This is a genomic window from Microlunatus sagamiharensis (assembly GCF_900105785.1).
Classification (GTDB): domain Bacteria; phylum Actinomycetota; class Actinomycetes; order Propionibacteriales; family Propionibacteriaceae; genus Microlunatus; species Microlunatus sagamiharensis.
Genome location: NZ_LT629799.1, coordinates 770453 through 796742, shown reverse-complemented (window position 1 = coordinate 796742; position 26290 = coordinate 770453). Strand labels below are relative to the sequence as shown.

21 protein-coding genes are annotated in these 26290 nt (G+C 73.3%); 10 read left to right on the top strand and 11 right to left on the bottom strand.

Annotated features, from left to right (window positions below):
- Positions 1-323 precede the first annotated feature (323 nt).
- Positions 324-3752 carry a DEAD/DEAH box helicase gene (locus tag BLU42_RS03655; RefSeq protein WP_231918421.1) on the bottom strand — a complete coding sequence of 1143 codons (3429 nt, stop codon included), beginning with the start codon at positions 3750-3752 and terminating at the stop codon, positions 324-326.
- Between the two features lie 330 nt (positions 3753-4082).
- Between BLU42_RS03655 and BLU42_RS03650 the strand changes: the two genes are divergently transcribed.
- Together BLU42_RS03650 and BLU42_RS03645 are read left to right on the top strand one after the other, a co-directional pair.
- The gene (locus BLU42_RS03650) at positions 4083-4310 is read left to right on the top strand and encodes a BatC protein (RefSeq protein ID WP_091073300.1); all 228 of its coding nucleotides are present in this window, start codon (positions 4083-4085) and stop codon (positions 4308-4310) included.
- Positions 4311-4392: 82 nt separating this feature from the next.
- Positions 4393-5601, top strand: a complete 1209-nt coding sequence (locus BLU42_RS03645) for a cupin domain-containing protein (RefSeq protein WP_091073299.1) — start codon at positions 4393-4395, stop codon at positions 5599-5601.
- Positions 5602-5718: 117 nt separating this feature from the next.
- Here the strand turns inward: BLU42_RS03645 and BLU42_RS03640 are convergent, their stop codons facing one another.
- Positions 5719-6927: a PQQ-dependent sugar dehydrogenase gene (locus BLU42_RS03640; protein ID WP_231918420.1), complete on the bottom strand. Its 1209-nt coding sequence runs from the start codon at positions 6925-6927 to the stop codon at positions 5719-5721.
- A 147-nt stretch (positions 6928-7074) separates the two neighbouring features.
- On the opposite strand from BLU42_RS03640, the gene BLU42_RS03635 reads away from it, so the two are divergent.
- The 3 genes from BLU42_RS03635 to BLU42_RS03625 all read left to right on the top strand — a co-directional run bounded on the left by BLU42_RS03635 (position 7075) and on the right by BLU42_RS03625 (position 10010).
- The gene (locus BLU42_RS03635; RefSeq protein ID WP_091073298.1) at positions 7075-7674 is read left to right on the top strand and encodes a M73 family metallopeptidase; all 600 of its coding nucleotides are present in this window, start codon (positions 7075-7077) and stop codon (positions 7672-7674) included.
- Complete coding sequence (locus BLU42_RS03630; protein ID WP_157719754.1) at positions 7671-9128, top strand: LamG-like jellyroll fold domain-containing protein; 1458 nt, start codon at positions 7671-7673, stop codon at positions 9126-9128. Before BLU42_RS03635 ends, BLU42_RS03630 begins: the two co-directional genes overlap by 4 nt.
- A gap of 246 nt (positions 9129-9374) precedes the next feature.
- Positions 9375-10010: a hypothetical protein gene (locus BLU42_RS03625; protein ID WP_091073296.1), complete on the top strand. Its 636-nt coding sequence runs from the start codon at positions 9375-9377 to the stop codon at positions 10008-10010.
- Positions 10011-10103: 93 nt separating this feature from the next.
- On the opposite strand, the gene BLU42_RS03620 is transcribed toward BLU42_RS03625, so the two are convergent.
- The 7 genes from BLU42_RS03620 to BLU42_RS03590 all read right to left on the bottom strand — a co-directional run bounded on the left by BLU42_RS03620 (position 10104) and on the right by BLU42_RS03590 (position 19388).
- Positions 10104-10745 carry a DUF1684 domain-containing protein gene (locus BLU42_RS03620; protein WP_091073295.1) on the bottom strand — a complete coding sequence of 214 codons (642 nt, stop codon included), beginning with the start codon at positions 10743-10745 and terminating at the stop codon, positions 10104-10106.
- On the bottom strand, positions 10738-12711 hold the full coding sequence (locus BLU42_RS03615) for an FUSC family protein (protein WP_091073294.1): 1974 nt from the start codon (positions 12709-12711) through the stop codon (positions 10738-10740). The genes BLU42_RS03620 and BLU42_RS03615 overlap by 8 nt, the downstream gene beginning before the upstream one ends.
- Positions 12712-12765: 54 nt before the next feature.
- Positions 12766-14508, bottom strand: a complete 1743-nt coding sequence (locus BLU42_RS03610) for an ABC transporter ATP-binding protein (RefSeq protein ID WP_091073293.1) — start codon at positions 14506-14508, stop codon at positions 12766-12768.
- Complete coding sequence (locus BLU42_RS03605) at positions 14505-15584, bottom strand: ABC transporter permease (RefSeq protein ID WP_091073292.1); 1080 nt, start codon at positions 15582-15584, stop codon at positions 14505-14507. The genes BLU42_RS03610 and BLU42_RS03605 overlap by 4 nt, the downstream gene beginning before the upstream one ends.
- Entirely contained in the window at positions 15584-16672 is a 1089-nt protein-coding gene (locus BLU42_RS03600; RefSeq protein WP_091073291.1) for an ABC transporter permease, read from the bottom strand. The genes BLU42_RS03605 and BLU42_RS03600 overlap by 1 nt, the downstream gene beginning before the upstream one ends.
- A gap of 2 nt (positions 16673-16674) precedes the next feature.
- Positions 16675-18327: an ABC transporter substrate-binding protein gene (locus tag BLU42_RS03595; protein ID WP_091073290.1), complete on the bottom strand. Its 1653-nt coding sequence runs from the start codon at positions 18325-18327 to the stop codon at positions 16675-16677.
- Positions 18328-18506: 179 nt separating this feature from the next.
- Positions 18507-19388 carry a DMT family transporter gene (locus tag BLU42_RS03590; RefSeq protein WP_091073289.1) on the bottom strand — a complete coding sequence of 294 codons (882 nt, stop codon included), beginning with the start codon at positions 19386-19388 and terminating at the stop codon, positions 18507-18509.
- A gap of 150 nt (positions 19389-19538) precedes the next feature.
- On the opposite strand from BLU42_RS03590, the gene BLU42_RS03585 reads away from it, so the two are divergent.
- From BLU42_RS03585 to BLU42_RS03565, 5 genes are all read left to right on the top strand, one after another.
- The gene (locus tag BLU42_RS03585; protein ID WP_091073288.1) at positions 19539-20933 is read left to right on the top strand and encodes an LssY C-terminal domain-containing protein; all 1395 of its coding nucleotides are present in this window, start codon (positions 19539-19541) and stop codon (positions 20931-20933) included.
- Positions 20934-20946: 13 nt separating this feature from the next.
- A complete protein-coding gene (locus BLU42_RS03580; RefSeq protein ID WP_091073287.1) occupies positions 20947-21180 on the top strand; it encodes a DUF6458 family protein in 234 nt (77 codons plus the stop codon).
- Positions 21181-21200: 20 nt separating this feature from the next.
- Entirely contained in the window at positions 21201-21824 is a 624-nt protein-coding gene (locus tag BLU42_RS03575) for an HAD-IA family hydrolase (protein ID WP_157719753.1), read from the top strand.
- Positions 21825-21923: 99 nt separating this feature from the next.
- Positions 21924-23318, top strand: a complete 1395-nt coding sequence (locus BLU42_RS03570) for an ABC transporter substrate-binding protein (RefSeq protein ID WP_197680604.1) — start codon at positions 21924-21926, stop codon at positions 23316-23318.
- A gap of 171 nt (positions 23319-23489) precedes the next feature.
- Positions 23490-24101, top strand: a complete 612-nt coding sequence (locus BLU42_RS03565; RefSeq protein WP_091073285.1) for a hypothetical protein — start codon at positions 23490-23492, stop codon at positions 24099-24101.
- Between the two features lie 110 nt (positions 24102-24211).
- Here BLU42_RS03565 and BLU42_RS03560 read toward each other — a convergent pair whose 3' ends face one another.
- Both BLU42_RS03560 and BLU42_RS03555 read right to left on the bottom strand, forming a co-directional pair.
- Positions 24212-25174, bottom strand: a complete 963-nt coding sequence (locus BLU42_RS03560) for a carbohydrate ABC transporter permease (RefSeq protein WP_091073284.1) — start codon at positions 25172-25174, stop codon at positions 24212-24214.
- Between the two features lies 1 nt (position 25175).
- Entirely contained in the window at positions 25176-26144 is a 969-nt protein-coding gene (locus BLU42_RS03555) for a carbohydrate ABC transporter permease (protein WP_091073283.1), read from the bottom strand.
- Positions 26145-26290: the final 146 nt, after the last annotated feature.

The window sequence follows — 26290 nt, the reverse complement described above, 5'->3', positions numbered from 1 at the left end:
CGCGGCGCCACCGACGACCCCAGACACGGTCGGACCTCCCCCGAGGCGACGACCTCGCTCCGCCGCCATCTCGGCCGGGCACCTGGTGCCCGGCTCCGGCGTCCGGCTGAGCCTGTCCTCACCGGGCCTCCCGCACGCCCGGCTGACGACGATCCTGTCGCTGAAGCCTCAACTGCACCGACGCCTCGTCCTAAGCGATCCTCAGCATTGGCTCAAGGAGGGTGCGTGTTCGCGCAGGTTGACCTAGACGCTGACGGCGGGGTCCGGACGGGGAGCACACGCGTACGTCGACGCCCGGGCGAGGAGCAGCCCCGCAGGCGTCCTCAGGCGGCCAGCAGGTCGCGGATGTCGTCGGCCCCCAGCTCGCCGCCGCCGAGGCCGTCGGCCTCGAAGACCGAGCCGAAGAGCTCGGCCTTGCGGGCCTTGAGCGCCATCACCTTCTCCTCGATGGTGTCCTTGGCCACCATCCGGTAGACCATCACGCTGCGGGTCTGGCCGATGCGGTGCGCCCGGTCCACGGCCTGCGCCTCCGTCGCCGGGTTCCACCAGGGGTCGAGGACGAAGCAGTAGTCGGCCTCGGTGAGGTTGAGGCCGAAGCCGCCCGCCTTGAGGCTGATCAGGAACACCGGCGCCTCGCCCGAGCGGAAGCGCTCGACGACCTCCTCGCGGCGCGTCGTCGATCCGTCGAGGTAGGCGTGCGGGAGGCCCGCCTGGTCGAGGCGGTCGCGGATGCGCCCGAGGAAGCTCGTGAACTGGCTGAACACCAGGGCCGAGTGGCCCTCGGCCACGAGCTCGGCGAGGTCCTCGAGCAGCATCTCGACCTTGGCCGCCGGGATGTCGGCGTGCGCCTCGTCGACGAGCGCCGGGTCGAGGCTCAGCCGTCGCAGCAGCGTGAGCGAGCGCAGCACGGTGAAGCGGTTGCGGTCGAGGTCGTCGAGCAGCCCGAGCACCTTCTGGCGCTCGCGCTGCAGGTGGGTCTGGTAGACGCGCATGTGGCGCGGGCCCAGCTCGACCTCCACGACCTGCTCCTGCTTGGGCGGCAGGTCGGCGGCGACGGCCTGCTTGGTCCGCCGCAGCAGGAAGGGCCGGACCCGGCGACGCAGCTGGTGCAGCCGCTCGACGTCGCGGTCACGCTCGATCGCGCGCCGGTAGAACTGGGAGAAGCGCTGCGGCGAGGGGAAGAGCCCCGGCGCCGTCACCGAGAGCAACGACCACAGGTCCATCAGGCTGTTCTCCAGCGGCGTGCCGGTGATGGCCAGCGTGAAGCGGGCGTCGACGCGTCGCGCCGCCTGGTAGGTCATCGAGCGGTGGTTCTTGACGAACTGCGCCTCGTCGAGCACCAGCCCCGACCACGGGAGCGCAGCGATCTCGTCCGCTCCCTGGCGCAGCAGCGCGTAGGAGGTGACGACCAGGTCGGCGCCGGCCACGACCTCGGCCAGCGGGGCGCGCCGGCGGGCGCGGGAGGCCAGGCTGACCACCCGCAGGGAGGGCACGAAGCGGGCGGCCTCGCTCACCCAGCCCGGCACGACGCTGGTCGGCGCGACCACGAGGAAGGGCGGCGCCGGCGCGTCCCCGCCGTACGAGGGGTCCTCGGCCTGCTCCTGCCGCGCCCGCGCGACGAGCGCAAGGGTCTGCAGCGTCTTGCCGAGCCCCATGTCGTCGGCCAGGATCCCGCCGAGGCCGTGCGACCAGAGCGTGTGCAACCAGGCGTAGCCCTCGCGCTGGTAGGGCCGCAGCGTCGCCTGCAGGGTGGACGGGAGCTCGGGCGTCGGGAGGGGTTCGCTGTCCAGGAGGCCGCGGACCGAGCGGTTCCAGCGCGAGGCCTGGGTGGCCACGACCCCGAGCTCGACCAGGTCCTCCCAGAGCGAGACCTGGTAGCGGTTGAGGCTCAGCTCCGCGCTCTCGCGGTCGTCGAGCGCGCGCGACTCCTCGATGAGGTCGCGCAGACGGTCGAGGCCCGGGCGCCGCAGGCTGAACCACACCCCGCTGTCCAGCACGAGGTGCTCCTCGCCCTGGCTGAGGGCGACGAACAGCTGGTCGAAGGGCACCTGCTCCCCCTCGACGCTCACCTCCACGTGGAGGTCGAACCAGTCGGGCGTGTCCGCGCGCTCGGTGGCGCTGACCGCGATCGCCGGCTCGTCGACGGCCTCGTGGTAGCCGGGCAGGTCGCCGACGACCAGCACCTCGACCCCGGCCGCCTCGAGCTCGGGCAGGGTGCGCTCGACCAGCAACGCCGCGTCGAGGCCGTCGAGCAGCGCGTGCGCGGCGGGCGTCGCCGGCTCCGAGCCCGGCTCCTGCAGCACGGGCGTGACTGCGTACGGCAGCGGCAGGCCCTCGAGCAGGGCACGCTCGCGCGCGCCGTCGCGGACCAGCCCGGGGGCGTCGTCGTCGAGGTCGTAGGAGACGTCCGTGCCGGGAGCGACGTAGCGGTAGGACCAGTCGAGCCGGACCCGGTGCTCCTCGCGCGGGGTCACCGTCAGGGACAGCCGCGGCGCCACGTCCACGGGCAGGGCCACGCTGGCGTCCCTCGACGTCACCGCGGCGTGGCGCCGCAGCCCCGGCACGAACTCGTCCACGAAGCGCCGCTCGTCGCTGCGCGGGACCAGCAGGGGTCGCGCGCCGACGACCAGGGACCGCAGCTCGCGGGGCAGCAGCCGGTCGAGCCGGGCCAGCACGACGCGCGAGTCCGCACCGAGGGAGAAGACGCCGTGGGCCGGCTCGCCCAGCACCCCGACCGACGTCAGCTCGACCCCGGAGCCGCCGAGACGCACCCGCGGCCCGACCAGCAGCCCCACCTGCTCGACCCGGCGCAGGTCGAGGCTCACGTCGGCGCCGTCGCGCACGTCGAGGCCCTGCAGCGGCTCCTCGACCACGACCTCCAGGCCGGCCTCGCCCGCCTGGTCGAGCAGCGACCAGAAGGCGCTGCTCACCGCCTGGAGCGACAGCCACGCGTTGCGCGGCAGGGCCTGCCGCGCGCTCGAGCCGGCCGCGGCCCGCAGCTGCAGGAGCAGCTCGCGGTGCGCGGGCACGTAGGAGCGGGCGACGAAGTCCAGGTCCTCCCACGAGATCCCCGACCGGACCCAGCCACCGCCGCGCCCGCGGCGGACCGGGCGGGCGCGCAGGTCGAGCCGGCCCGCGTAGCCGCGGTGGGCCGGGATGCGTTCCACGCCCAGCTCGAGCCCGAGCGGGGCGACCTCCACGGCCGGCGTGGGTGGCGGTGCAGTGACCAGCGGGCCCAGGACGCGCTCCCACTCCGGCCGCTCGACCCGCGGACCGGGGCCCTGCTGGTGGCGGGCGACGACCAGCACCGCCGCGGCGTGCTTGCAGTCGAGGGCGACCGGGCAGGTGCAGCGGCTGCGGTGCACGGTCGTCGTGCCCGCCGGCGAGGTGGCGAGGTAGGCCGTCACCTCGTAGTCGTCGCGGTGCGTCCCGCGAACGCGGCCCGAGACCGTCCGCGCGGCGTCGTCGACCTCGACGTGGCTCACGTGGCCCGACCGCACGAGGACGAGCGCCCGGGCGAAGGCCTCGGACCCCACGAGCGCGCTGATCGCCGCGTCGCTCAGCGCGCCGACCGGCCCGCGCGAGGTCGCGTCGGGTCGGACCGGCTCCGGGTCGTCGGAGGGGTCGTCGGACAGGTCGTCGGAAGGGTCGAGCGGCTGCTCGTCGGGGGCGGCCAGGAGGCCCGCCAACGCGGCCTCCGCGTCGGCCAGCACCTCGTCCCCCTGCACGCCCGCGATGCTAGTTGCGGGCACCGACAGTTCCTTCCTCCTCGCGCCCGCTCCGGGGCCCCGGACGGCGTCTTCCTCCCTCCCTCGAACGCCGCGACAGCCCGCTCTGCGAGGCTCCACGACGCCACGTGCTCCCCCGGACGTCCAGACACCGCCCGCCCCAGCGCCGAGGGAGGTCCTCCTCGCACCCCGCTGAAGCCCGGGACGGCGGCCGCAGGACCCGCCCGAGGGTGCACGCGACCCTCCCCCGAGGACGTCCGGAGGCGGGTGGTTGCATTGAGCCAGGCGCCGACAGGCGCAGGAGCGCGGCCCGCAGCGCGAGCGGGCGGAGCCGCACGAGCACCAGGAGGAGTCATGAGCGACAGCAGCCTCGAAGGGCCCGCCGACGGCGGCGCCGAGGGCACCCCGGGCGTCCAGGACGGCGGTGCCGACGGCGGCGCCGAGGGTCCCGCTGACGGCGGCGCCGAGGGCACCCCGGGCGTCCAGGACGGCGGTGCCGACGGCGGCGCCGAGGGTCCGGCCGACGGCGGCGCCGAGGGCACCCCGGGCGTCCAGGACGGCGGAGCCGACGGCGGCGCCTGAGCAGCACCACGACGGTGCCCGGCCCTCGGGCCGGGCACCGTCGTCATCTCCCCACGCACCGCACCACCCACGCGAGGACCCCGTGCCCGACAGACCCACCTCCGCCCTGGACCGGCTCGTCGCCGTCGACCGCGCGACGTTCGCCGACGAGTACTGGGGTCGCCGGGCCCTGCTGAGCCGGGCCGCCGACCTGGGCGGGACCTTCACCGACCTGCTCGACGAGCCGACCGTGGACGAGCTCGTCTCCGAGCGCGGGCTGCGTACCCCGTTCCTGCGGGTGGCCAAGAGCGGGCAGACCCTCGGGGACCGGGCCTTCACCGCACCGGGCGGGGTGGGCGCCGGCATCGCCGACCAGGTGAGCGACAGCAAGCTCGTCGGCCTCTTCGGCGACGGCGCGACGATGGTCCTGCAGGCCCTGCACCGCGTGTGGCCGCCGATCATCCACTTCGTGGGCGCCCTGGCCGCCGAGCTGGGCCACCCCGTGCAGGCCAACGCGTACGTCACCCCGCCGCAGAACCAGGGCTTCGACGACCACTACGACGTGCACGACGTCTTCGTGCTGCAGGTCTCGGGCACCAAGGAGTGGCGCATCCACGCCCCCGTCTGGGACGCGCCGCTGCGCGACCAGCCGTGGACCGACCGGCGGACCGCCGTGCAGCGCGCGGCCGCCGAGCCCCCGCTGATCAAGGCCGTCCTCGAGCCCGGCGACTGCCTCTACCTGCCGCGCGGCTTCCTGCACGCCGCCACCGCGCTGGGCGGCGTCAGCACGCACCTCACCCTCGGCGTGCACACCTGGACCCGCTACGCCCTCGCCGAGCAGCTGACCACCCAGGCGCTCGCGAGGCTGGCTGGGGACGCCGCCGTACGCGGGTCCCTCGCGCTGGGCACCGACCCGACGCGGGCGGACACCCTGGCCGACGATGTCGAGCAGGTGCGTGCCGCCCTGCTGGAGGCCGTCCGCACCGCCGACCTCGACACCGTGGCGGCCGCCCTGCGCCGCGCGGACCGCGACTCGCGGCGCCCGGCCCCCGTGGGTCCGCTGGCCCAGCTCGGCACGCTGGACGCCCTCGCCGACGGCACCGCCCTGCACCTGCGGGACCACCTCGCCGCGACCCTCGACCAGGCCGGCGGTCGCAGCGTGCTGCGCAGCCGGGCCGGCGAGGTCGCGCTCGACGAGGACGACGTCGCCCCGGTCAAGGCGCTGCTGGACGAGGGCCGGGCCACCGCCGGCGACCTCGGCGACGGCCTCGCGCGCCGCCTCCTGCTCGGCGCGGTCGTCGTCGCGGGCTGAGCTCCGCTCCCACACGCTGACGGCGGCCTCGCCCGCTCCGCCGAACGGTAGGTTGCGGCGGCTCCGGCGGCGGAAAAGGCGCCGCAACCTACCGCTCGCGGTGCTCGGGGAGGTGGGTCACAGCGTGACGCGCAGGATCTTGTCGTCGTCCTTGCCGGGCGTGCGGCGGCCGTCGGTGTTGCTCGTGGTCATCCACAGCGAACCATCCGGCGCAGCGACGACGTTGCGGATCCGGCCGTGGTCGTCGGCGAAGTGCCGGCGCGGCTTCGACGCCCGCGTCCCGTCGAGCGCGACGGAGAAGAGGCAGCGCCCCTGCAACGCGCCGACGAAGGCGGTCGAGCGGGTGATGGCCAGGCCGGCCGGGGAGCAGCTGCTCGTGGGTGACCAGGTGGCCGCCGGGTCGGTGTAGCGGTCGTCGCCGCTGCGGCCCTCGACGCGCGGCCAGCCGTAGTTGCGGCCCTTGACCACGCGGTTCAGCTCGTCGGCCCGCTTGTCACCGAACTCGGTCGCCCACAGCCGCCCGTCGGCGTCGAAGGCGAGCCCCTCGACGTTGCGGTGGCCGTAGGTCCAGGTGCGGTTGCCGTACGGGTTGCCCGACGCCGCGCGCCCGTCCGGACGGATCCGGAGGATCTTGCCGGCCAACGAGCCGCGCTGCTGCGCCAGCGCGGAGTCCTCCGCGTCACCCGTGCTCACGAACAGCGACCCGTCGGGGGCGAAGAGCAGCCGCCCGCCGTGGTGGTGCACGCTCGTCGGGATCCCGGTCAGGACCGCCCGGGGCCGGCCGACCTTCCCGCGCGCGATGCTCAGCCGCACGACGCGGTTGTCGGAGCCCGACGTCAGGTAGGCGAACACCGTGTCCTCGTCGCCGGGCGCGAGGGCGACGCCGAGCAGGCCGCCCTCCCCGATGCCGGTCGCCGGCTGCACCCCGCGCACCTCGCCGAGCCGGGTGACCCTGCCCTTCGGCGTCACCCGCAGCAACCGGGCGGTGTCGCGCTCGGAGACGAGCGCGTCGCCGTTGGCGAAGAAGGCGAGGCCCCAGGGCACGTCGAGGTCGTCGGCGACCGTCGCGTCCACCTCGGGGTCGGGCCTGCCCGTCGGCGCCGGCTCCGGCGTGGCCGAGGGCGTAGGTGAAGGCATCGGTGAGGGCGTACGGGTCGGGGCGGGGCTGCCCGTCGTGGCGCTCGGCGTCGACTCCGGCGTCGGCGCGCTGGGCGTGCTCGAGGCTGCGTCGCCGGCGGGGGCGCCGCAGCCCGCCAGGCCGGCGGCCGCGCCGACCGCCCCGATCAGGACGGTGCGCCGGGTGGGTCTCGCGGAGGAGGACGTCACCCCTCCGAGTGTGCCCCGGACACGGAGCCACCCGCCCGGACGGCCTCGTCCGCCCGTCGGCTGCCGCGGTCGGTCCGCGGTTTCCGCTACCCTCGGAGGTGCCGCGGGGGCGGCGCCCCACACCGCACGTCACCGTCTGGAGCCCGCGTGAAGTCCCCGTCCCGCCGCGCCGTACGTCTGAGCCACTGGCTGGTCTGGCCGCTGGCCGCCCTCGCCACCTGCGCGGTCGTCGGCCAGGCGTCGTACTCGGGCTTCAGCGCCAAGGTCAGCAACACCGGCAGCACGCTCGCCGCGGGGACGGTCGTGCTGAGCGACGACGACTCGGGCTCCGCGCTGCTCTCCCTCAGCAACCTCAAGCCCGGCTCCTCGGGCTCGCGCTGCATCGCCGTGACGTCGAGCGGTTCGCTGCCGTCGGCGGTCAAGCTCTACACGACCGACGCGGCCACCACCCGCAGCCTGTCGAGCTACGTCAGCTGGACCGTCACCCAGGGCACCGGCGGGTCGTACAGCTCCTGCTCCGGCTTCACCGCGCTCTCCTCCGGATCGTCGCTCTACTCGGGCACGCTGGCCGGCTTCACCAGCGCGGCCACGACGTACGCCAACGGGCTGGGCAGCTGGGCCCCGACCGGCAACGGCTCGGAGACCCGGACCTTCCAGTTCGCGTACACGGTCAGCTCCACGACCCCGGACAGCGCCCAGGGCGGCACGTCGTCCTTCGGCCTCACCTGGGAGGCGCAGAACAGTTGACCGCGCCGACGAGCGGACAGCCACCCCGGCTGTGGACCTGGTGGCACCTCGCCGCCGTGACCCTCGCGCGCTCGCTCCTGGTCGGGCTGCTCGGTCTCGCCGCATGGGGCGCGCTGCCCGCGGCGATCGGCTGGCACCCCACGACGGTGAGCAGCGGCTCGATGATGCCGCGGCTGCACGTCGGGGACGTCGCGGTCTCCCGTCCGCTCGGCGACCACGTGCCGCCGCTGTCGAGCGTGCTGCTCTTCCACGACCCCGACCACCCCGACCGGCTGCGCATGCACCGCTTCGTCCGCGTCGACGACGACGGACTGCTCGTCACGCGTGGTGACGCCAACAACGCCGACGACTCCAGCCCGGTCCCGCTGAGCGCCGTCGTCGGCATCGGCACGTTGCGCGTCCCGTGGATCGCCCTGCCGATCACCTGGTTGCGCGAGGGCCGCTGGCTCCCGCTGGGCCTGGTCGGCGCGGGCCTGGTCCTCACCCTCGCCGTCGCCACGAGCGGCCGCGACCGGGGCTTCGGCGACGACGACGAGCCCGACGACCCGGGCGCCGGGTCGACACCACCCGCCTCGGACGACGAGGCGCAGACGCCCGCGTCGACGTCGACGGCGTGGTCCGGCGCGCACGCCGGTCTCCGCCGGCTCGGCGTGGCCCTGGGCGCGGGGCTGCTGGTGACGGCGCTCGCCACGACGGCGGACGCCAAGTTCGTCGCCACGACCACGAGCACGGTCTCCCTGGGGCTCTCGGGCTACGCCACCTGCGCGAGCGCGGTGGCCGGCCTCGGCCCGTCGATCTGGTACCGCATGGACGAGACGTCGTCGACGACGACCTCCGCGACCGACGGCTCGGGCAACAACCGGACCGGGGTGTACGGCTCGGCGGGCAAGACGACCACCACGGCCAAGCCCTGCGCCCAGGACACGGGCCGCGCGATGACGTTCGACGGCTCGTCGGGCTACCTCAGCTCGCCGCAGATCACGGGCGCGCTCCCGAACACGTTCAGCCTCGCCATCTGGTTCCGCACGACGACCACCACGGGCGGCAAGCTCATCGGCTTCGGCAACCAGCAGACCGGCGCCTCGGGGATCTACGACCGCCACCTCTACATGACCAACAGCGGCCAGGTGGTGTTCGGCGTCTACACCGGCGCGGTCAAGACGCTCGTGACTCCCAAGGCCTACAACGACAGCAGCTGGCACCTCGCCGTGGCCACCCTGTCGAGCGCGGGCATGCGCCTCTACCTGGACGGTGCGCTGATCGCCTCGGACACGAGCACGACCGCCGGCGAGGGCGTCACCAACGGGTACCTGCGGATCGCCTACGACAACATCGACAACTGGACGAGCACCCCGAGCAGCCGCTTCTTCGCCGGCACGCTCGACGACGCGGCGCTCTTCCCCGCGGCGCTCACCGCCGCGCAGGTCAGCGCGCTGTACGCCTCCGCCGGCTGAGCCGTCCGGTCCGGGCGGCCCGCCCGTCGACCTCGTCCAGAGGGTCGGCCGGTCCCGGCTTGAGGGTTCCTTGAGCATCGAAGATTGAGCCTTCAATCTTTTGACGCTCTTGAGGAAACGATGTCAGTCGGGCTGAGGGCGCATGGAGGTCGGCTGGGCAGAGTTCTTCTCACCAGCCCAGAGAGGCCGGGGAGCAAGCGGGGGCTGGCTCGAAGGACACCAAGACCTCGTCAGGAGACCCCCGCCATGAACACCACCTCCGCCACCGCCGCCCGCCGCCCGTCGCGCAGGGTCGCCACGATCGTCAGCCTCGTCGCCGTCCCGGTCGCCCTCGCCGCCTCCGGCCTCGTCGTGGCCCAGTCCTCCTACTCGGCCTACTCCGCCACCACCGCCAACCCGACGAGCAACTGGGCCACCGGCACCGTCGCCCTCAGCGACGACGACAACAACACCGCCGCCTTCACGGCCTCCAACCTCAAGCCCGGCTCCACCGGCAGCCGCTGCATCGTGGTGTCCTCCACCGGCTCGCTGCCCTCGGCGGTCAAGCTCTACGGCACCGGCGCGGCCACCACCAAGGCCCTCGCCAGCGACATCAACCTGACCATCACCCAGGGCACCGGCGGCTCGTTCGGCAGCTGCACCGGCTACACCCCGGCCACCTCGGGCTCGACGGTCTACAACGGCACGCTCGCCGGCTTCTCCTCCGCCGCCACGAACTTCTCCAACGGCCTCGGCACCTGGAACACCACCGGCGCCGGCACGGTCGCCAACCCCGAGACCCGCACCTACCAGCTGACCTACAGCGTCCGCACCGAGACCACGAACGACACCCAGGGCGGCACCGCCGCCATCGGCTTCACCTGGGAGGCCCAGAACAGCTGAGCCGACCCGGCCGAGCCGCAGACCAGCTGAGCCCGGACCGACCGTGCCGAGGACGCCCCGTCGGGGGAGCCGTCCCGCACGGACGGCCCGGGCTCAGCGCATCCGCTCCCCCGCCTCGACCCGCGCCGGCACCGTGTTGTCGGGCGGGGCGAGCGGGCAGAGCCAGGCGTCGTCGTAGCGGCAGGACGGGTGGTAGAGGAAGTTGAGGTCGACCACCAGCCGGTCGCCCTCCCGCCCCGGCGCAGCACCGAGGTCGGCGCCCTTGGCGGTGTCGAGCAGGTAGCGACCGCCGCCGTAGCTCTCGACGCCGGCCGTGCCGTCGCGCAGGGGCAGGAACAGGCCCCCGGCGTACTGCTCCAGCCACCAGACGGTGACCGTGGCCCCGACGGGGTCGGGCAGCTCGACCACCCCGACCGGACGCAGCGTGGTGATGCCGGTCTCCCCGCTCGGCAGCTCGAGGACCCGGTCCGGGTCCGGCGGCGCGAGGACCGGCAGCTCGAAGCGGTACGCCGGGTCGTAGGGCCACAGCGGCAGCCCGGTGCTCCGCAGCGGGTCGTCGGCCCGCAGCGCGCTCTGCGGGTGCTCGGCGAACAGCGTGTCCCGGCCCCGGCGCCACAGCTCGTGCGCCGTCCGCGGGTCGGCCTCGGCCCGGACGGCGGCGTAGAGCGACGCCACCCGCCGTCGCCAGTCCGCCAGCTCCAGCGCCGTTCGGGCGCCGAGCGCCGGCTCAGTCATGACGCGGCCCCCGGGCGATCCCGCGGGCACCGCGCAGGTCGCCGGCCAGGTCGTCCAGCAGCGCCGAGGCCGGGTCGGGCAGGTCCCGCGGGTCGCGGTGCCCGCGCAGGGACGCGGCCAGGTCGTCGAAGCCCGCCACCAGCTGTGCCACGTCGTCTCCCGGGGGTCGGGCCGCCGGGTGCCTCGCCCGGGCGGCGGCTTCGCTGAGGTCGTCGGTCGTCTTCTCCAGCTGCGCGATCATCGGCCACCAGGCGGCCGCCTGCCGCGACAGGGGCGGCGGCTCGGCCAGCGTGCTCTGCAGCTCCGCGCGCACGTCGGACATGGCCGCGTACGCGCGCCGGCGGGCGGGGCCGACGAGGCTGCGGTCGGAGCCGAACGCGACGCGGGCGTAGCCGGCCAGCGCCTCCACCCCGGCCGCCACGTGCTCGCCGAGGCGCGGTCGCCACGTCCCCGGCCAGCACAGGTAGCCCACGACCAGCACGACGCCGGCCCCGATCACGGTGTCGAGGAGCCGGTCGAGCGCCACCCGGCCGTCGACGCGGGTGCCGAAGTCGATGAGCAGCAGCACCAGCGGCGTGACGAAGGTCGACAGCAGCCCGTAGTTGAGGCTGCGCCCGTAGGGGAACGCGAAGGCGCAGGCCGCGATCGGCAGCAGCAGCCACACCCCGTGCGGCACGACGGCGACGATGGCCACCCCGATGACGACCCCGACGAGCGTGCCCAGCGTCCGCTGGACCCCGCGGGCGAAGACCGACCCGAGGTCGGGCTTGAGCACCAGCGCGGCCGTGAGGACGATCCAGTACGGCTTCTCGAGCGGCACCAGCAGGCGCACCGTCTCGGCGACCGCCATGGTCACGCCGAGCCGGGCCGCGAACGTCCAGGCCTTGCGCCCGGGCGCGAAGCTCGCCAGTGACGGACGGTCGCTGCCCGTGGTCGAGTCGGCGCGCCCCTCGACCGTGCGGACCACCTGGGTGAGCGTCGTCAGGACCGGGCGGGCGTCGACCTCGTCGACGCTGGCCCGCCCGACCTCGTCCTCGAGGGCGTCGAGCGCGGCGCGCACCTGCCGGTCGCGGCGCTGACCGACCAGCGTGGCGAGGCGGTCGACGAGCTCGGCCAGCTCCGGGTGGCTCGCGGCCGAGCGCAGCCGGAGGTCGAAGACGGCCGTCACCAGCGAGAAGGACGCGGTGAGCGCCGACGCGAGCCGGCGCAGGTCGTCGCGCCGGCCGGCCGAGGTCGAGCGCGCGGTGACCACGTCGTCGTACGCGGCGGACAGCTGGCGCGTCAGCGTGGCCCTCCGGTCGTGCACGGTCCGGGCGTCGGCCTGGCCGTCGGGTCGGCGCAGCTCCTCGGCGAGCCCGTGCAGCACCGCGACCTCCGCGGCGCGGGGCTGGTTGACCGGCGGCTCGAGCCGGGTCTGGATGAAGGACAGCGCCACGGCCCAGCCCAGGCCGAGGGCGTACGCGAAGGCGATGACGTGCACGCCGACCCCGGCCGGGAGCGCGGCCGCGACCGCGGCGTACACGAGCAGCTGCAGGGCGGCGAAGGAGAGGTTGGAGCTGACCGAGCTCAGCAGCGCCGACACGACGCCCAGCACCGCGAACGCCAGCACGGCGAGCGGGCCCGCCTCCACCCAGCGCCCGGCCAGCAGACCCACCAGACCTGCGCCGCCGCCGAGCAGGATGCGGCGGAACCGCGCCCGGAACGGACCGCCGTTGTCGCCGAACGCCCCCACGAGGCCGCCCATGCCGGCGAACACGGCGAGCCCGGGCTGGCCGAGCAGCAGCCCGGCGCCGAGCACGACCGGGACGGTGAGCATCGAGCGCACCATGTCGCCCCACGGCACCGGCGCCTTCTTGGGCGCGAGGATCCGCACCACCCAGTCCGGCGCGATGGGGTCGAGCAGGCTCGGCCCGCGACCGAAGGTGCGCGGCGCGAGGCCGCCGTCACCAGGTCGCGAGGTCACCACCGGCCGATCATCCCAGCCGGTCCCGACCGCCGCCGGCGCCGGGTCCGCCGGAGGTCAGCGCCGGTCGGCCGCCACGGCCTGGATGCGCGCGAGCTCGGCGCGGCGCGCGCTCTGCGCGACCGGGTCGGGCACGGGCAGCGAGGCCAGCAGGCGCTGCGTGTACGGGTGCTCCGGCGCCTCCAGGACCTGCTCGCCCGTCCCCTCCTCGACCAGCCGACCGCGGTAGAGCACGGCGATCCGGTCGGCGAGCAGGTCGACCACCGCGAGGTCGTGGCTGATGAAGAGGCAGGCGAAGCCCAGCTCGGCCTGCAGCTCGGCGAAGAGCTCCAGGACCCGCGCCTGCACGCTCACGTCCAGCGCCGAGGTCGGCTCGTCGGCGATGAGCAGCGTGGGGTCCAGCGCGAGCGCGCGGGCCAGGCTGGCCCGCTGCCGCTGGCCGCCGCTGAGCTCGTGGGGGTAGCGGTCGCCGTAGGCCCGCGGCAGCTGCACCGCCTCGAGCAGCTCGTCCACCCGCTGGCGGGCGGCGCGCGGGTCGTCGGCGCGCCCGTGCACGACCAGCGGCTCCGCCACGCAGTCGGCGATCGTGAGCAGCGGGTTGAAGCTCGAGGCCGGGTCCTGGAAGACGAACCCGATGTCGCGCCGGTGCGGACGGAACGTGCGCTCCTTGACCCCGCGCATCTCCTGGCCGAGCACCGTCAGCGACCCGCCGGTCACCTTGGTGAGACCCGCGATCGCCCGCCCGATGGTGGTCTTGCCCGAGCCGCTCTCCCCCACCAGGCCGAGCACCTCGCCCGACCGCAGCCGGAACGAGACGCCGTCGACGGCGGTGAAGCCCGCCCGGCCGAGCCGGCCCGGGTAGGTGATGCGCAGCCCGTCGGCCTCGACCACCGTCGCCGGCTCGGTCCCGCCGGCCTGGGCGGCCTCCCGGGCGGCGGCGCGGGCTGCGGTCTTCGCCCGGCCCTGACCCACGTACGGCACGGCCGCCAGCAGCTTCTTGGTGTAGTCCTGCTGCGGGTGGGCGAAGAGCTCGGCGGTGCTGGCCTGCTCGACGACCTCGCCCGCGTACATCACCGCGACGCGGTCCGACAGGTCCGCGACCACGCCGAGGTTGTGCGTGATCAGCAGGATCGAGGTGCCGAAGTCGTCGCGGCAGCGCCGCAGCAGGTCGAGGATCTCGGCCTGCACGGTGACGTCGAGCGCCGTCGTCGGCTCGTCGGCGACGATCAGGCCGGGGTCGAGCACGAGCGCCATCGCGATGACCACGCGCTGCTTCTGCCCGCCGGAGAACTGGTGGGGGTAGTAGTCGACGCGCTCCTCGGGGTCGGGGATGCCGACCCGGCCCAGGACCTCGATCGCCTTGGCCCGCGCGTCGCGCCGGCTGATCGAGGTGTGGGCGCGCAGGCCCTCGGCGATCTGCCAGCCGACGGTGTAGACCGGGTTGAGCGCCGTGGACGGCTCCTGGAAGACCATCGCGACGTCGGAGCCGCGCAGCTCGCGCAGGCGTGAGCGCGGGACCGCCACGACGTCGGTTGCGTCGCCGCCGTCCTTGGCGGCCAGCAGCACCACCCCCGACGCGGTGGCGCTCGCGGGCAGCAGGCCGAGGATGCTCTTGGCCGTCACGGTCTTGCCGCTGCCGGACTCGCCCACGACCGCGAGCACCTCGCCCGGCGCCACCTGCAGGCTCACGCCGTCGACGGCCTTCACCGAGCCCGCGTCGCTGGCGAAGCTGACCTGGAGGTCGCGGATGTCGACGACGGGGCCGGTGCGCCCCTGCCGGTCGGTCGTGCGCTCGGTCATCGGTCCCGCCCTCCGTCGGCGTCGTCGTCCGGTGCCTCGAGCCCCGCCGCCGAGTCCAGCGTGCCGCCGGGGACGACCGAGGTGGCCGCCACCGTCCCGCTCGCGGCGGTGACGCTGCGCCGGCCCCGCAGGCGCGGGTCGGCGAGGTCGTTGAGGCTCTCGCCGACGAGCGTCACGCCGAGCACGGCGAGCACGATGGCCAGGCCCGGGAAGAGCCCGGTCCACCAGACGCCGCTGGTGACGTCGCCGACCGCGCGGTTGAGGTCGTAGCCCCACTCCGCGCCGGAGTTGGGCTCGATGCCGAAGCCCAGGAAGCCGAGGCCCGCCAGCGTCAGGAGCGCCTCGCTGCAGTTGAGGGTGAAGATCAGCGGCAGCGTGCGGGTCGCGTTGCGCAGCACGTGGCGGAACATGATGCGCCCGGTCGAGGCGCCGACGACCTTGGCGGACTCCACGTACGCCTCGGCCTTGATGCGGACGGTCTCGGCCCGGATCACCCGCAGGTACTGCGGGATGAAGACCACGGTGATCGAGACCGCCGCGGCGAAGATGCCGCCCCACTTGCTCGACTGACCGCCCGAGATGGCGATCGAGGCCACGATCGCCAGCAGCAGCGTCGGGAAGGCGTAGATCGCGTCGGCGACGACGACCAGCACCCGGTCGAGCCAGCCGCCGACGTAGCCGGAGACGAGGCCGAGCGCGACACCGACGAAGATCGACAGCACCACGGCGATGACCATGGTCTGCAGCGCGGTCTGCGCCCCCCACAGCACGCGGGACAAGACGTCGTAGCCGCCCTGCGTGGTCCCGAGCAGGTGGTCGCCGCCGGGCGGATGCAGCGTGTCGAAGGCGCGACCGTCGGCCTCGCGCTGCGCCCACCGGTAGGGCGCGACGAGCGGCGCCAGCAGGGCGACGAGGACGAAGACGCCGGTCAGGACGAGGCCCACGACGAGCATGCCGCGCTGGACGCCCACGCTCTGGCGCAGCTGGTGCGCGACGGGCAGGTCGCGCCAGGTGCGGCGACGGCGCACGGTGGGCACGGAGGCCGCCCGGGGTCCGGGGGCGGTGGACGTGGCCATCAGTAGCGCACCCGCGGGTCGATGAGCGCCGCGAGGACGTCGACCACGAAGTTGGTGACCGCGACGATCACCGCGAGCAGGGCGACGATGCCCTGGACGGCGACGAAGTCGCGGGCGGTGAGGTACTGCGCGAGCTGGAAGCCGAGGCCCTTCCACTCGAAGGTGGTCTCGGTGAGCACCGCACCGCCCAGGAGCAGGGCGATCTGGAGGCCGATCACCGTGATGATCGGGATGAGCGCCGGCCGGTACGCGTGCTTGCGGACGAGGCGGTACTCGCTCACCCCGCGGGAGCGGGCGGCGTCGACGTACTCGGTGCCGAGCGTCCCGATGACGTTGGTACGCACCAGGCGCAGGAAGATGCCGGCGGTCAGCAGGCCGAGCGCCACGGCGGGGAGGACGGCGTGCTGCAGGACGTCGACCACGGCGGCGGGGTCGCCCAGCCGGATGGCGTCGACCAGGTAGATGCCGGTCTTGCCCTCGAGCAGCTGCAGGTCCAGCTCGGTGCCGGTGCTGGCCCGGCCCGAGACCGGCAGCACGCCGAGCTCGATCGCGAAGACCAGCTTGAGCAGCAGGCCCGCGAAGAAGACGGGGGTGGCGTAGCAGAGGATCGCGAACACCCGCAGCACCGCGTCGCCGAAGCGGTCGCGCAGGTACGCCGCGAGCATGCCCAGCGGGATGCCCACGATGAACGCCACGACCAGCGCGTAGACCGCGAGCTCCAGCGTCGCCGTGCCGTAGGTGACGAGCACCTGCGTGACCGGCCGGTTGTCGCTCAGCGTCGTGCCGAAGTCGCCGCGCAGCAGGTGGCTCAGGTAGTCGCCGTACTGCACGAGCAGGGGCCGGTCGTAGCCGGCGGCGTGGATCCGTTCCGCGAGCTGCTCGGGTGGCAGCCGGCCGCCCTGCGCGGCCGTGATCGGGTCACCGGTCGTGCGCATCAGCAGGAACACCAGGGTGACCAGGATGAAGACGGTCGGGATGATCAGCAGGAAGCGGATCACGAGGTAGCGGCCGAGACCGCCGCCCCCACGGGTCTTCCCCGTGGAGGCGGCGGTCGCGACTCCCGCGTCCCCCGTGTCGAGGACGGTCAAGGTCAGCTCTTCGACAGCGCCGCGTAGCGGAACTTGAACGACGCGTCGAGCGTCTGGTCCGCGCCGCTCACGTTCGAGCCGACGACCGCGACCTGCGAGCCCTGCAGCAGCGGCAGCGTCGAGATGTCCTTCGCCTCGGCGGTCTGGATCTGACCGATGAGGTCAGCCCGCTTGGTCTTGTCGGTCTCGACGAGCTGCTCCCCGATCAGCTTCTGCACCGGCGCGCTGTCGTAGTGGTTGGCCACGAAGTTGTTCTTGGAGAAGAACGGCGTCAGGTAGTTGTCGGCGTCGGAGTAGTCCGGGAACCAGCCGAGCTGGTAGACGGGGTAGGCGTCCTTGACGCGGTCCTTGGAGTACTGCACGTACTCGGTGGACTGCAGGTCGACCTTGAACAGCCCCGAGGACTCGAGCTGGGTCTTGATCAGGCCGTACTCGTCGGTCGAGCCCGGGCCGTAGTGGTCGGTGTTGTACTGCAGCTTGAGGTCGACCGGGGTGCTCACGCCGGCGTCGGAGAGCGCCTGCTTGGCCTTGTCGACGCTCGGGGCGCCGTTGCCGTCGCCGTAGAGCTCCTTGTACGCCTCGTTGGCGCCGGTCAGGCCCTTGGGGACCTGCGAGAAGAGCGGCGTGTAGGTGCCCTTGTAGACCTGGTCGGACAGCGCGCTGCGGTCCACGAGGTCGGCGACCGCCTGGCGCACGGCCAGCGACTTGGCGTTGTCCGCGTCGGAGGTCTTCGCGCCGTACGGCATGGTGTCGAAGTTGAAGACCATGTAGCGGATCTCGCCGCCGGGCCCGTCGACGACCTTGACCTTGTCGTTGGTGCGCAGGTCGGCGATGTCGTTCGCCGAGAGGCTGCGGAAGGCGACGTCGATCGAGTTGTTGCTGACCTCGAGCTTCATGTTCGAGGCGTCGGCGTAGTACTTGACGTTGACCGTGCCGGTCTTGGCCGGACCGAGCAGGCCCTGGTAGCCCTCGTACGCCTTGTACTGGATGAGGTTGTTCACGTCGTAGCTGGCGATCGTGTACTGCCCGGCGAAGGCCTTGCCGTCGACGATCGTCTTGTCCGGGGTCACCGCGTCGGGCGAGAAGACCTCCTCGTCGACGATCGGGCCGGCGGGCGAGGAGAGGACCTGCGCGAAGGTCTGGTCGTTGGCGGCCTTGAGCTTGAAGACCACGGTGGTCGCGTCCGGCGTGCTGACGCTGTCGAGGTTCGACAGGAGCGAGGACGGCCCGTTCGGGTCGGCGATCTTGACGTCGCGGTCGAAGGTGAACTTCACGTCCGAGGAGGTGAGGTCGTGGCCGTTGGCCCACTTCAGGCCCGGCTTGAGCTTGACCGTGTACTCCGTCGGCGAGGTGAACTCGGCCGACGTGGCGATGTCGGGCTGGACGTCCGGGCTGCCGTACGGGGTGTTCAGCAGGAACGGGTAGACCTGGTTCATCACCGCGAAGGAGCCGTTGTCGTACGAGCCGGCCGGGTCGAGCGAGGTGATCTTGTCGGTGGTGCCGACGACGATGGAGCCGCTGGCGGAGCCACCGGTCCCGCCGGAGCTGCCGGCGCTGCTGCTCCCGCCACCTCCGCAGGCGGCCAGGAGGAGCGCGGAGGCGGCGACGCCGCCGCCGAGGGCGAGCAGACGTCGTCGGGTGGGGACGTAGGACATGCGTACTCCGATCGCGAGCGAGGTCGCCAGGAACTGTGGTCGGGCGAGCGCCGGGCACCGAAGGATCTCCTGCCGCCCCGGCGGCGCGGATCAGTGTTCCACGCGAATTCACCCGAACCCACCAGGCGGGCGTCCGGGCAGCGAGCCTTTACACGTTCGTTGCGACCCGCCCGGCCCGCTCAGCGCGCCTGCGCCTCGACGGCCGGCGCCGGCTCCGAGGTGGCGGACTCCTCGCGCAGGGCCAGCTTGAACACCCCGACGATGACCAGCGCGAGGCCGACGAGCTCACCGATGACGACGGGCGGGCTCTGACCGGGGTTCTCGCCCAGCACCAGCAGCCCGAAGGTGATCGCGACCGCCACCTCGGCGACGTTCAGGACCGGGGTCGTGACCGAGAGCCGCGTGGCCTGGTAGGCCCGCTGGTTGAGCAGGACCGCCCAGAGCCCGGTGACCACGAGCGCCCACAGGGGCCAGGAGAGGATCGCGGCGGTCAGCCCCTCGCCGAACCGCGCGAGCACGAGCTTGACCAGCCCCGCGACCAGGCCGAAGAGCACGCCGGAGGCGCCGGCCAGGAGCGCACCGCGCAGCTGTGTCGCCTGGATGCGGCGCGCGGCGGCCATCGCCAGGAGCACCAGACCGACCCCGACACCGACGAGGGCGGCGCCGAGGCCGTTCTTCGGCGGGGAGTCGGCGGTCCCGGGCCGGACGGCGAGGAAGAGCGCCAGCCCCGCCCAGGTCACGATCAGCCAGAACAGCGTGGAGCGGTCGGGGAGGCGGTGCTCCAGCGCGGAGCGGATGACGACGGCGAAGACGATGCCGCTGACGATGACCGGCTGCACCAGCGCGAGGTCGCCCCGGCTGAGGGCGAAGGCGTGCAGCGTGAACGCGACCGCGCTCAGCAGCAGCCCGACCAGCCAGGAGGGGCGCCGCGCGAGCCGGGCGAAGAAGCTGCTGTGGCTCTCCTCGTCGGGGTTGCTGTCCCCGGCGACCCGCTGCTGCAGCGCCGAGCCGAGGGCGAAGGAGAACGCCGCGGCCAGCGCCGTGACCACCGCCAGCACCACGTGGAGACCTGCTTCCTGCTCGCCCGCCCCTGCGTCGCACGACGGACGGGCCAGGGAGAGCCTACGGTCGCCGACCTCGGAGGTCCGGAAACCACGCGAGCGTGGTCACCGTCGTCCTGCGGCGCGCCGGGGCGACCTTACGATCCCTGGATGAGCGTGGCCGCCCTCCATGACGCGGCAGCACCGGTCCACCACCGGCTGCCGGCGCGGGTGCTGCGCCGCCTCGACGGGGTGTTCTTCGCCTTCGCCGGGGTCGCCGCCGTGTGGCTGGCCTACCTGCTCCTGCGCCTCGGGATCCGACCCGGGTGGCCGCTGCTGCTGCTCCTGCCCTTCTGGCTCGTGGTCACCTACCTCACGCTCCCCCGCATCCACCGGATCCTGACCTTCATCTACGTCCCCGGCTACTTCATCGGGCGTACGCGCACCAGCGACGGCCTCCTCGGCGACCCGGTCAACCTGGCGCTGCGCGGCAGCGAGGCCGAGGTGCACGCGGCGATGACGGCGGCGGGCTGGACGCGGGCCGACGAGCTGTCGCTGCGCACCGGGCTCCACATCGTCTCGACGACGTTGCGCCGGTGCAGCTACACCGCCGCACCGGTCAGCCCGCTGCACCTGTTCGACCGCCAGCAGGACTTCGCCTACCAGCAGCAGGTCGAGGGCAGCCCGTCCAAGCGGCACCACGTCCGCTTCTGGCGCTGCCCCGAGGGCTGGTTCCTCCCCGGCGGCGTCGCCGTCGACTGGCTCGCGGCCGGCACGTACGACCGCAGCGTCGGGCTGTCGCTGTTCACGCTCCAGGTCACCCACAAGATCGCCGCCGACACCGACGTGGAGCGCGACTTCGTCGTCGCGGGTCTCACCACGGCCGTCCCGGGCGTCCACGTCGAGGTGATCCGGCACTTCTCCTCGGGCTTCCACGCCCGCAACGGCGGCGGCGACCGCATCGAGACCGACGGCGACCTCCCCGTCGTCGAGGTCGGCGAGTCGCCCGACCCTCCGGAGGCCGCGGCCGCCGGGCCGACGGACAGCCGGGACCGCCGGCCCAGCCAGACCGTGTTCGGCGGCGTGGTCGCGCTCGCGCGGAGCGTGCTCTTCGCGCTGGCCGCCGTCGCCGTCTTCGTGGCCCCGCAGACGCTGCTGCGGCTGACCGCGCAGGACCCCGACCTGCTCGAGGTGCTGGCGCAGGAGGTCGTGTCCGTGCTGGTCGCCCTCCTCCTCGCCCTGCTCGGCCTGGTCGAGCTGGCGCTCGGGCTCGCGACCCTGGCCGGGCGCAACTGGGCACGCGTCTGGCTGATGGGCTCGGCGGTGCTGACCACGCTCCTCGCCTTCGGCTCGCGCACCGGCGCCACGACCCGCTCCGGCCTGCTCGGGCTGCCCGCGACCGCGACCGCCGTGCTGCTGCTCCTGGCGCTCTCGAGCCACCGCGCCCGCGACTTCGCGGCGCGCGGCCGACCCCGCGCGGCACGCACCGACGGCGTGCACGAGCTCGACCCCGGGACACGACCGGGGGTCCTCGACGGAACGGGCCCGCGCGCCGGTCGCCGCTGATAGCGTCCGGCACATGGGACTCGGAACGGGCATCGCGCTGCTGGTCGTCGGCGGCATCCTGGCCTTCGGCGTGAAGGACAGCTTCAGCGGCGTCGACCTGACCGCCATCGGCTACATCTGCATGGCCGGCGGCGTCCTCGCCATCATCCTGACCCTGGTCCTGCAGTCGCAGCGTCAGCGCTCCAGCCACACGACCGTGGTCGAGCGCCGCGACCTGCGCGGCCCGGGCGAGCCCCCGGTCGTCTGAGCGCGGCCACCCCGCCCACCGTGGCGAGGGAGCACGCGCGCGTCGTCGTCTTCGACCTCGGCGAGGTCCTCGCCTCCCCCGGCCGGCTGCTCGCCGACCTGGCCGAGCGGGCCGGGCTCGACGAGCCGACGCTGGCGACGGCCTACTGGGCGCACCGTGACGCGCACGACCGCGGGAACGACGCCGACACCTACTGGCGCGCGGTGCTCGCCGCGGCCGGGCGGGCGGACGACCCGGAGGACGAGACCGTGCGCCGCGCGCTGGCCGAGACCGACGCACGGGTCTGGTCGACCATCAGGCCCGACGCCCGCGCCACCCTGGCCGCGCTGCACGACGCCGGCGTCCGGGTCGCGATCCTGTCCAACGCCCCGCACCCCATGGCCCGGGCGTCCCGTGCCGCCGACTGGGGACGCTGGGTCGACGACTGGTTCTTCTCCGCCGAGCTCGGTCTCGCCAAGCCCGACGCCGCGATCTACGCCGCCGTCACCTCGGCCCTCGGCGTGCCCGGCGAGCGCGTCGTCTTCTTCGACGACCGCCAGGTGAACGTCGACGCCGCGCTCCGGGCCGGCTGGGACGCGTACCTGTGGACCTCGGCAGCCGGGGTGCAGGAGACGCTGCACCGGCTCGGCCTGCTGCCCGGCTGAGCCGCTACCTCCCGGTGCTCGACGCGACGGCGCGTCGCGGGCGGGCACGGCGGCCTGCCACGATGCTGGGACGGTGACCACCATCGACGGGAGCAGACGATGACGTCTCGACCAGGCAAGACCAACGCCCGCCGGCGCACGCTGCTGGCGGCGCTCGCGCTCACCCTCGGCGCCCTGCCGCTCGCCGCGTGCGGCGGCGGCAGCGACGACGCGGGGTCGGCCGAGGACGCCCAGTTCACCAAGGACGTGAGCGGCGAGCTGAGCGTGTGGGGCTTCAACAACGCCGACGACGTCGGCAAGGCGCGCCTCGCCAGCGCCCAGCAGCAGATCGGCGACGTCAAGATCAACCTCGACGAGACCGGCTTCGACTCGCAGAAGTTCACGACGCGCGCGGCGAGCAAGACCCTGCCCGACGTCGTGCAGATGGACCGTCAGTACGTCGCCACGTACGCGGCGCAGGACCTGATCGTCCCGCTCGACTCCTGCTTCAGCCTCTACGGCGTCGACCCGTCGTCGTACTGGTACCCGGCGGTCGTCAAGGACGTGACCTACAAGGACAAGGTCTGGGCCGCGCCGCAGTTCTTCCAGCCCTCGGCGATCATGCTCAACCAGCGCGTGCTGGACCAGGCCGGGCTGACCGCCGCCGACTTCGACACCTCGAAGACCGACGCGCTCCTGGCGACGGCCAAGAAGCTCACCGTCACCGAGGGCGGCAACCCGACCCGGCTCGGCTTCGACCCGGTCGCCGAGGGCCAGATCTCGGCGTGGGTGCTCGGCTTCGGGGGCCAGGTCATGGACGACGCCGGCGTGCCGACGCTCGACAACCCGAACAACGCGCGCGCCATCGCGTACCTCAAGCAGCTCTACGACGCGCAGGGCGGCTACGCCAAGGCGAAGAGCTTCGGGGACGCCTTCGACACCTTCGGCAAGAACAACCAGTTCGTGAAGGACCAGGTCGGCGCGCAGATCGACGCGCAGTGGTACGTGAACGTGCTGAGCCCGTACACCAAGGACGTCGACATCTCGGCGACGCCCTTCAAGGACCAGACCGGGCAGCCGCTGTCGGTCTCCGGCGGCACCTCCTTCGTGATCCCGGCCGGGGCGAAGAACATGAACGCCGCCTGCGCCTACGTGGTCGACCTGACCAACGAGGCGAACTGGACGGCGGCGGCCGAGGCGCGGGCCGCCACGCTGGCCGGCAAGCCGGGCTCGATCAACACGGGCCTCTTCACGGGCTCGCCGAGCGTGGACAAGACGCTGCGCGAGAAGTTCGTGAAGTCGAGCGGCAACAAGGGCTTCGACGAGACCATCGCGACCTACTACGAGGTGGTCGGCGCCGCGAAGTCGCAGGGCTCCTCGCCTGCGGGCCAGGCGATCCAGAGCGAGCTGCGCAACGCGCTCAGCGCCGTGCTGCTCGGGCAGAAGTCGCCGGAGCAGGCCCTCACCGACGCCCAGGCCGCGGCCAAGCGCGCGTACGACCAGTTCGGCGGCTGATCGTCGACCACCGGGTGGGTTCCTGCACCGTGACGGTGCAGGAACTCACCCGATGCTGCGGCCGGGCCTGGCACCGGCTGACCTCGCACCGCTGACCTCGAGCCCGGTCGGCGGGGTCGCAATACTTCTGTCATCGCTGCACGGAACCGGGCCCCGTGCTCGAATGGTCGCGTGGCATCGAGCGTCTCGTCGCGCAACGTCCGGATGTGGCGACGGCGCTACGTGATCAGGTTCGCCGGCGTCGGCGGCGTCCTGCTGGTGGCGCTCGTGATCGAGATGCTCGTCCTGAACCACCTGGCCGGCCGCAGCTGGTGGTGGCCACCCGGGCTCGCGCTCGCCCTGGGCCCCGTGGTGCTGCTCCTCGTCGTCGCGCTCGTGGCCTGGAAGAGGCAGCGCAACGGCCGGCTCCGGCCACTCATGGAGCAGACCGACCCAGCCGAAGCACGACGCGTGAGCAAGGCCCTGCGCCGCGGCACACCTCTCCCGGCGGGGACGGGTTCGATCGCCCAGATCCTGGTCGACCTCACGGCGAGCAGGCCCGCGAGGCAGCGGGTGTTCTGGACGTTCGTCGTCGCCGCGGTCCTGTTCCTCGCGAACTTCTTCGTCCAGGAGGGCCGATGGCGCTGGTTCTACGTCATCGGTGCGGCCGGGTACGCCCTCGGGGCCGTCTGGGCGAGGCGGGGAAACCCCCGGCTGCTGGCGAACGCGGCCCTGCAGGGCATCCGCCCGTCGGCGCCGCAGGTCGGCGCCGACACCCGCGACGAGGGACGGGGGACGCCGTAGCCCCGACCGGGACACGTCGACCATGCCGTCAGGGGACGCCCTCCGGCGCTCCGTGATCGACCTGTGGAGCTGCGCCGGTGCACGGGCCCCGAGCTGCGGACGGACCCCGGTCAGCCCTTGCGCCCCTGGGTCGCGACGCCCTCGACGAAGTAGCGCTGGCCGAAGGTGAACAGGGCAAGCATCGGCAGGGTGACGAGCAGCGACGCGACCATCACGTACTGGTAGTCGCCCTGGCCGCCGGCCGAGGGGCTGAACTGGGTCATGGCGTACGAGATGCCGAGCGGCACGGTGAAGCCCTCGACCGAGCCCGCGTTGAGGTAGATCAGCGCCGCCTGGAGGTTGTTCCAGCTCGCCTGGAACTCGAACAGGAAGATGATGATCAGCGACGGGACCGACAGCGGCAGCGCGATGCGCCGGAACAGCCCGAAGTAGCTGGCGCCGTCGACCCGGGCCGCCTCGAACAGCTCGCGCGGCAGCCCGAGGAAGAACTGCCGCTGCAGGAAGATGTAGAACGCCGAGCCGAAGAGGTTCGCGCCGAAGAGCGGCACCCAGGTGCCGACCAGGCCGAGCTTCAGCCAGATCAGGTACTGCGGGACCATCGTCACCGCGCCGGGCAGCATCATCGTCGCGAGCACGAGCCCGAAGAGCACCTTGCGCCCCGGGAAGCGGAAGTACGCGAAGCCGAAGGCGACCAGCGAGCTCGAGAAGGTGACGAGCAGCGCCGCGATGATCGCGATCGCCACGCTGTTGACCGCCCAGCTGGCCAGCGGCAGGCGGTCGAAGACCTCGACGTAGTTGCTCCAGAGCACGGTGTCCGGGATCAGCTTGTTGTCGAAGACCTCCCCGCGCGGCTTGAGGCTGGCGGCGAGGAGCCACACCAGCGGGTAGAGGAACAGCAGCGCGAAGCCGACGAGCAGGACCCACAGGACGACCGTCGCGACGCGGCGGCCGACGCCCGCGCCGCCCGCGCGCTGGGGCGGGGTCCGGGTCGCGCTGCGCTGCGGGCCCGCGGCCTCGAGGCCGACGAGCTGCCCGGCCGTGCTCACCGGGGTGGAGGACTCCGTCGTCGCCATGTCAGCGGTCCCCCTCGTAGTAGACGTAGCGGTTGCCGACGCGCACCTGCACGATGCTGATCACCATGATGATCACGAACAGCAGCCAGGCCATCGCGGAGGCGAAGCCGAAGTTGAACTGCCGGAACGCCTGGATGTAGAGGTAGACGCCGTAGAAGAGCGACGCCTCGGGCGAGGCCTGCTGCTGGTCGCGCCAGAAGAGCAGGTACGCGGAGTCGAAGACCTGCAGCGCGGCGATGGTCAGGACGATCACGTTGAAGAACACCGCGCCGGAGATCATCGGCAGGGTGATGTTCCGGAACCGCGCGACCGGGCCGGCACCGTCCAGCGCCGCGACCTCGTAGAGCTCGCGCGGCACGTTCTTCAGCGCGGCGAGGAAGATGACCATGGTCCCGCTGACGCCCCACAGGGTCATCAGCACGATCGACGGCTTGACCCAGGCGGGCTCGAGGAGCCACTGCGGCCCCTCGATGCCGAAGATCGCCAGGAAGCGGTTGATGGCGCCAGTGTTGCCGTTGAGGAGCAGCAGGAACACCGACGCGGTGGCGACCGACGGCGTCATCTTCGGCAGGTAGTAGAGCGTGCGGAAGAGTCCCGCGCCGCGTCCGACGCGGTTCAGCAGGACCGCGAGCAGCAGGGCGAAGACGATCTCCAGGGGCACGGCCATCACCGCGAAGAAGAGCGTGTTGCCCAGCGAGCGCACGACCGACGGGTCCTCGACCAGCAGCCGGTAGTTCTTCAGCCCGACCGGCTTGGCCCGGTTGGTCGCCAGGTTGTAGCGGCTGAAGGAGATGACGAGGCTGTAGACCATCGCGCCGAGGGTGAAGACGCAGAAGCCGACGATCCACGGGGAGATGAAGGCGTAGCCGGCCAGCGCCTCCCGGCGGGCGGCCGTCCGGCGGCGGCGGGGTGGTGGGTCCTCGACCGGCGCCGCGGTCACGCCCGGTCTCGTACGGGTCAGCTCGGCCATGACACCCCTTCTTCCTCGAAGAGCCTCACGCATCGCGGCCTCGTGCCCGGTCTGCGACCTCCGCCCCGGGAACGCCTGTGGCTACCGGGGCAGGTGGGGGTCACTGTAAGGACCCCGCGCCCCGGCGGCAAAGGGACCCGCCCGGG

Bases quoted from the DNA above. Each gene is read 5' to 3' on its own strand.
- BLU42_RS03560 (WP_091073284.1), bottom strand. From the start codon at position 25,174: ATGGCGACGACGGAGTCCTCCACCCCGGTGAGCACGGCCGGGCAGCTC.
- BLU42_RS03595 (WP_091073290.1), bottom strand. From the start codon at position 18,327: ATGTCCTACGTCCCCACCCGACGACGTCTGCTCGCCCTCGGCGGCGGC.
- BLU42_RS03650 (WP_091073300.1), top strand. From the start codon at position 4,083: ATGAGCGACAGCAGCCTCGAAGGGCCCGCCGACGGCGGCGCCGAGGGC.
- BLU42_RS03555 (WP_091073283.1), bottom strand. From the start codon at position 26,144: ATGGCCGAGCTGACCCGTACGAGACCGGGCGTGACCGCGGCGCCGGTC.
- BLU42_RS03580 (WP_091073287.1), top strand. From the start codon at position 20,947: ATGGGACTCGGAACGGGCATCGCGCTGCTGGTCGTCGGCGGCATCCTG.
- BLU42_RS03605 (WP_091073292.1), bottom strand. From the start codon at position 15,584: ATGGCCACGTCCACCGCCCCCGGACCCCGGGCGGCCTCCGTGCCCACC.
- BLU42_RS03625 (WP_091073296.1), top strand. From the start codon at position 9,375: ATGAACACCACCTCCGCCACCGCCGCCCGCCGCCCGTCGCGCAGGGTC.
- BLU42_RS03620 (WP_091073295.1), bottom strand. From the start codon at position 10,745: ATGACTGAGCCGGCGCTCGGCGCCCGAACGGCGCTGGAGCTGGCGGAC.
- BLU42_RS03610 (WP_091073293.1), bottom strand. From the start codon at position 14,508: ATGACCGAGCGCACGACCGACCGGCAGGGGCGCACCGGCCCCGTCGTC.
- BLU42_RS03570 (WP_197680604.1), top strand. From the start codon at position 21,924: ATGACGTCTCGACCAGGCAAGACCAACGCCCGCCGGCGCACGCTGCTG.
- BLU42_RS03585 (WP_091073288.1), top strand. From the start codon at position 19,539: ATGAGCGTGGCCGCCCTCCATGACGCGGCAGCACCGGTCCACCACCGG.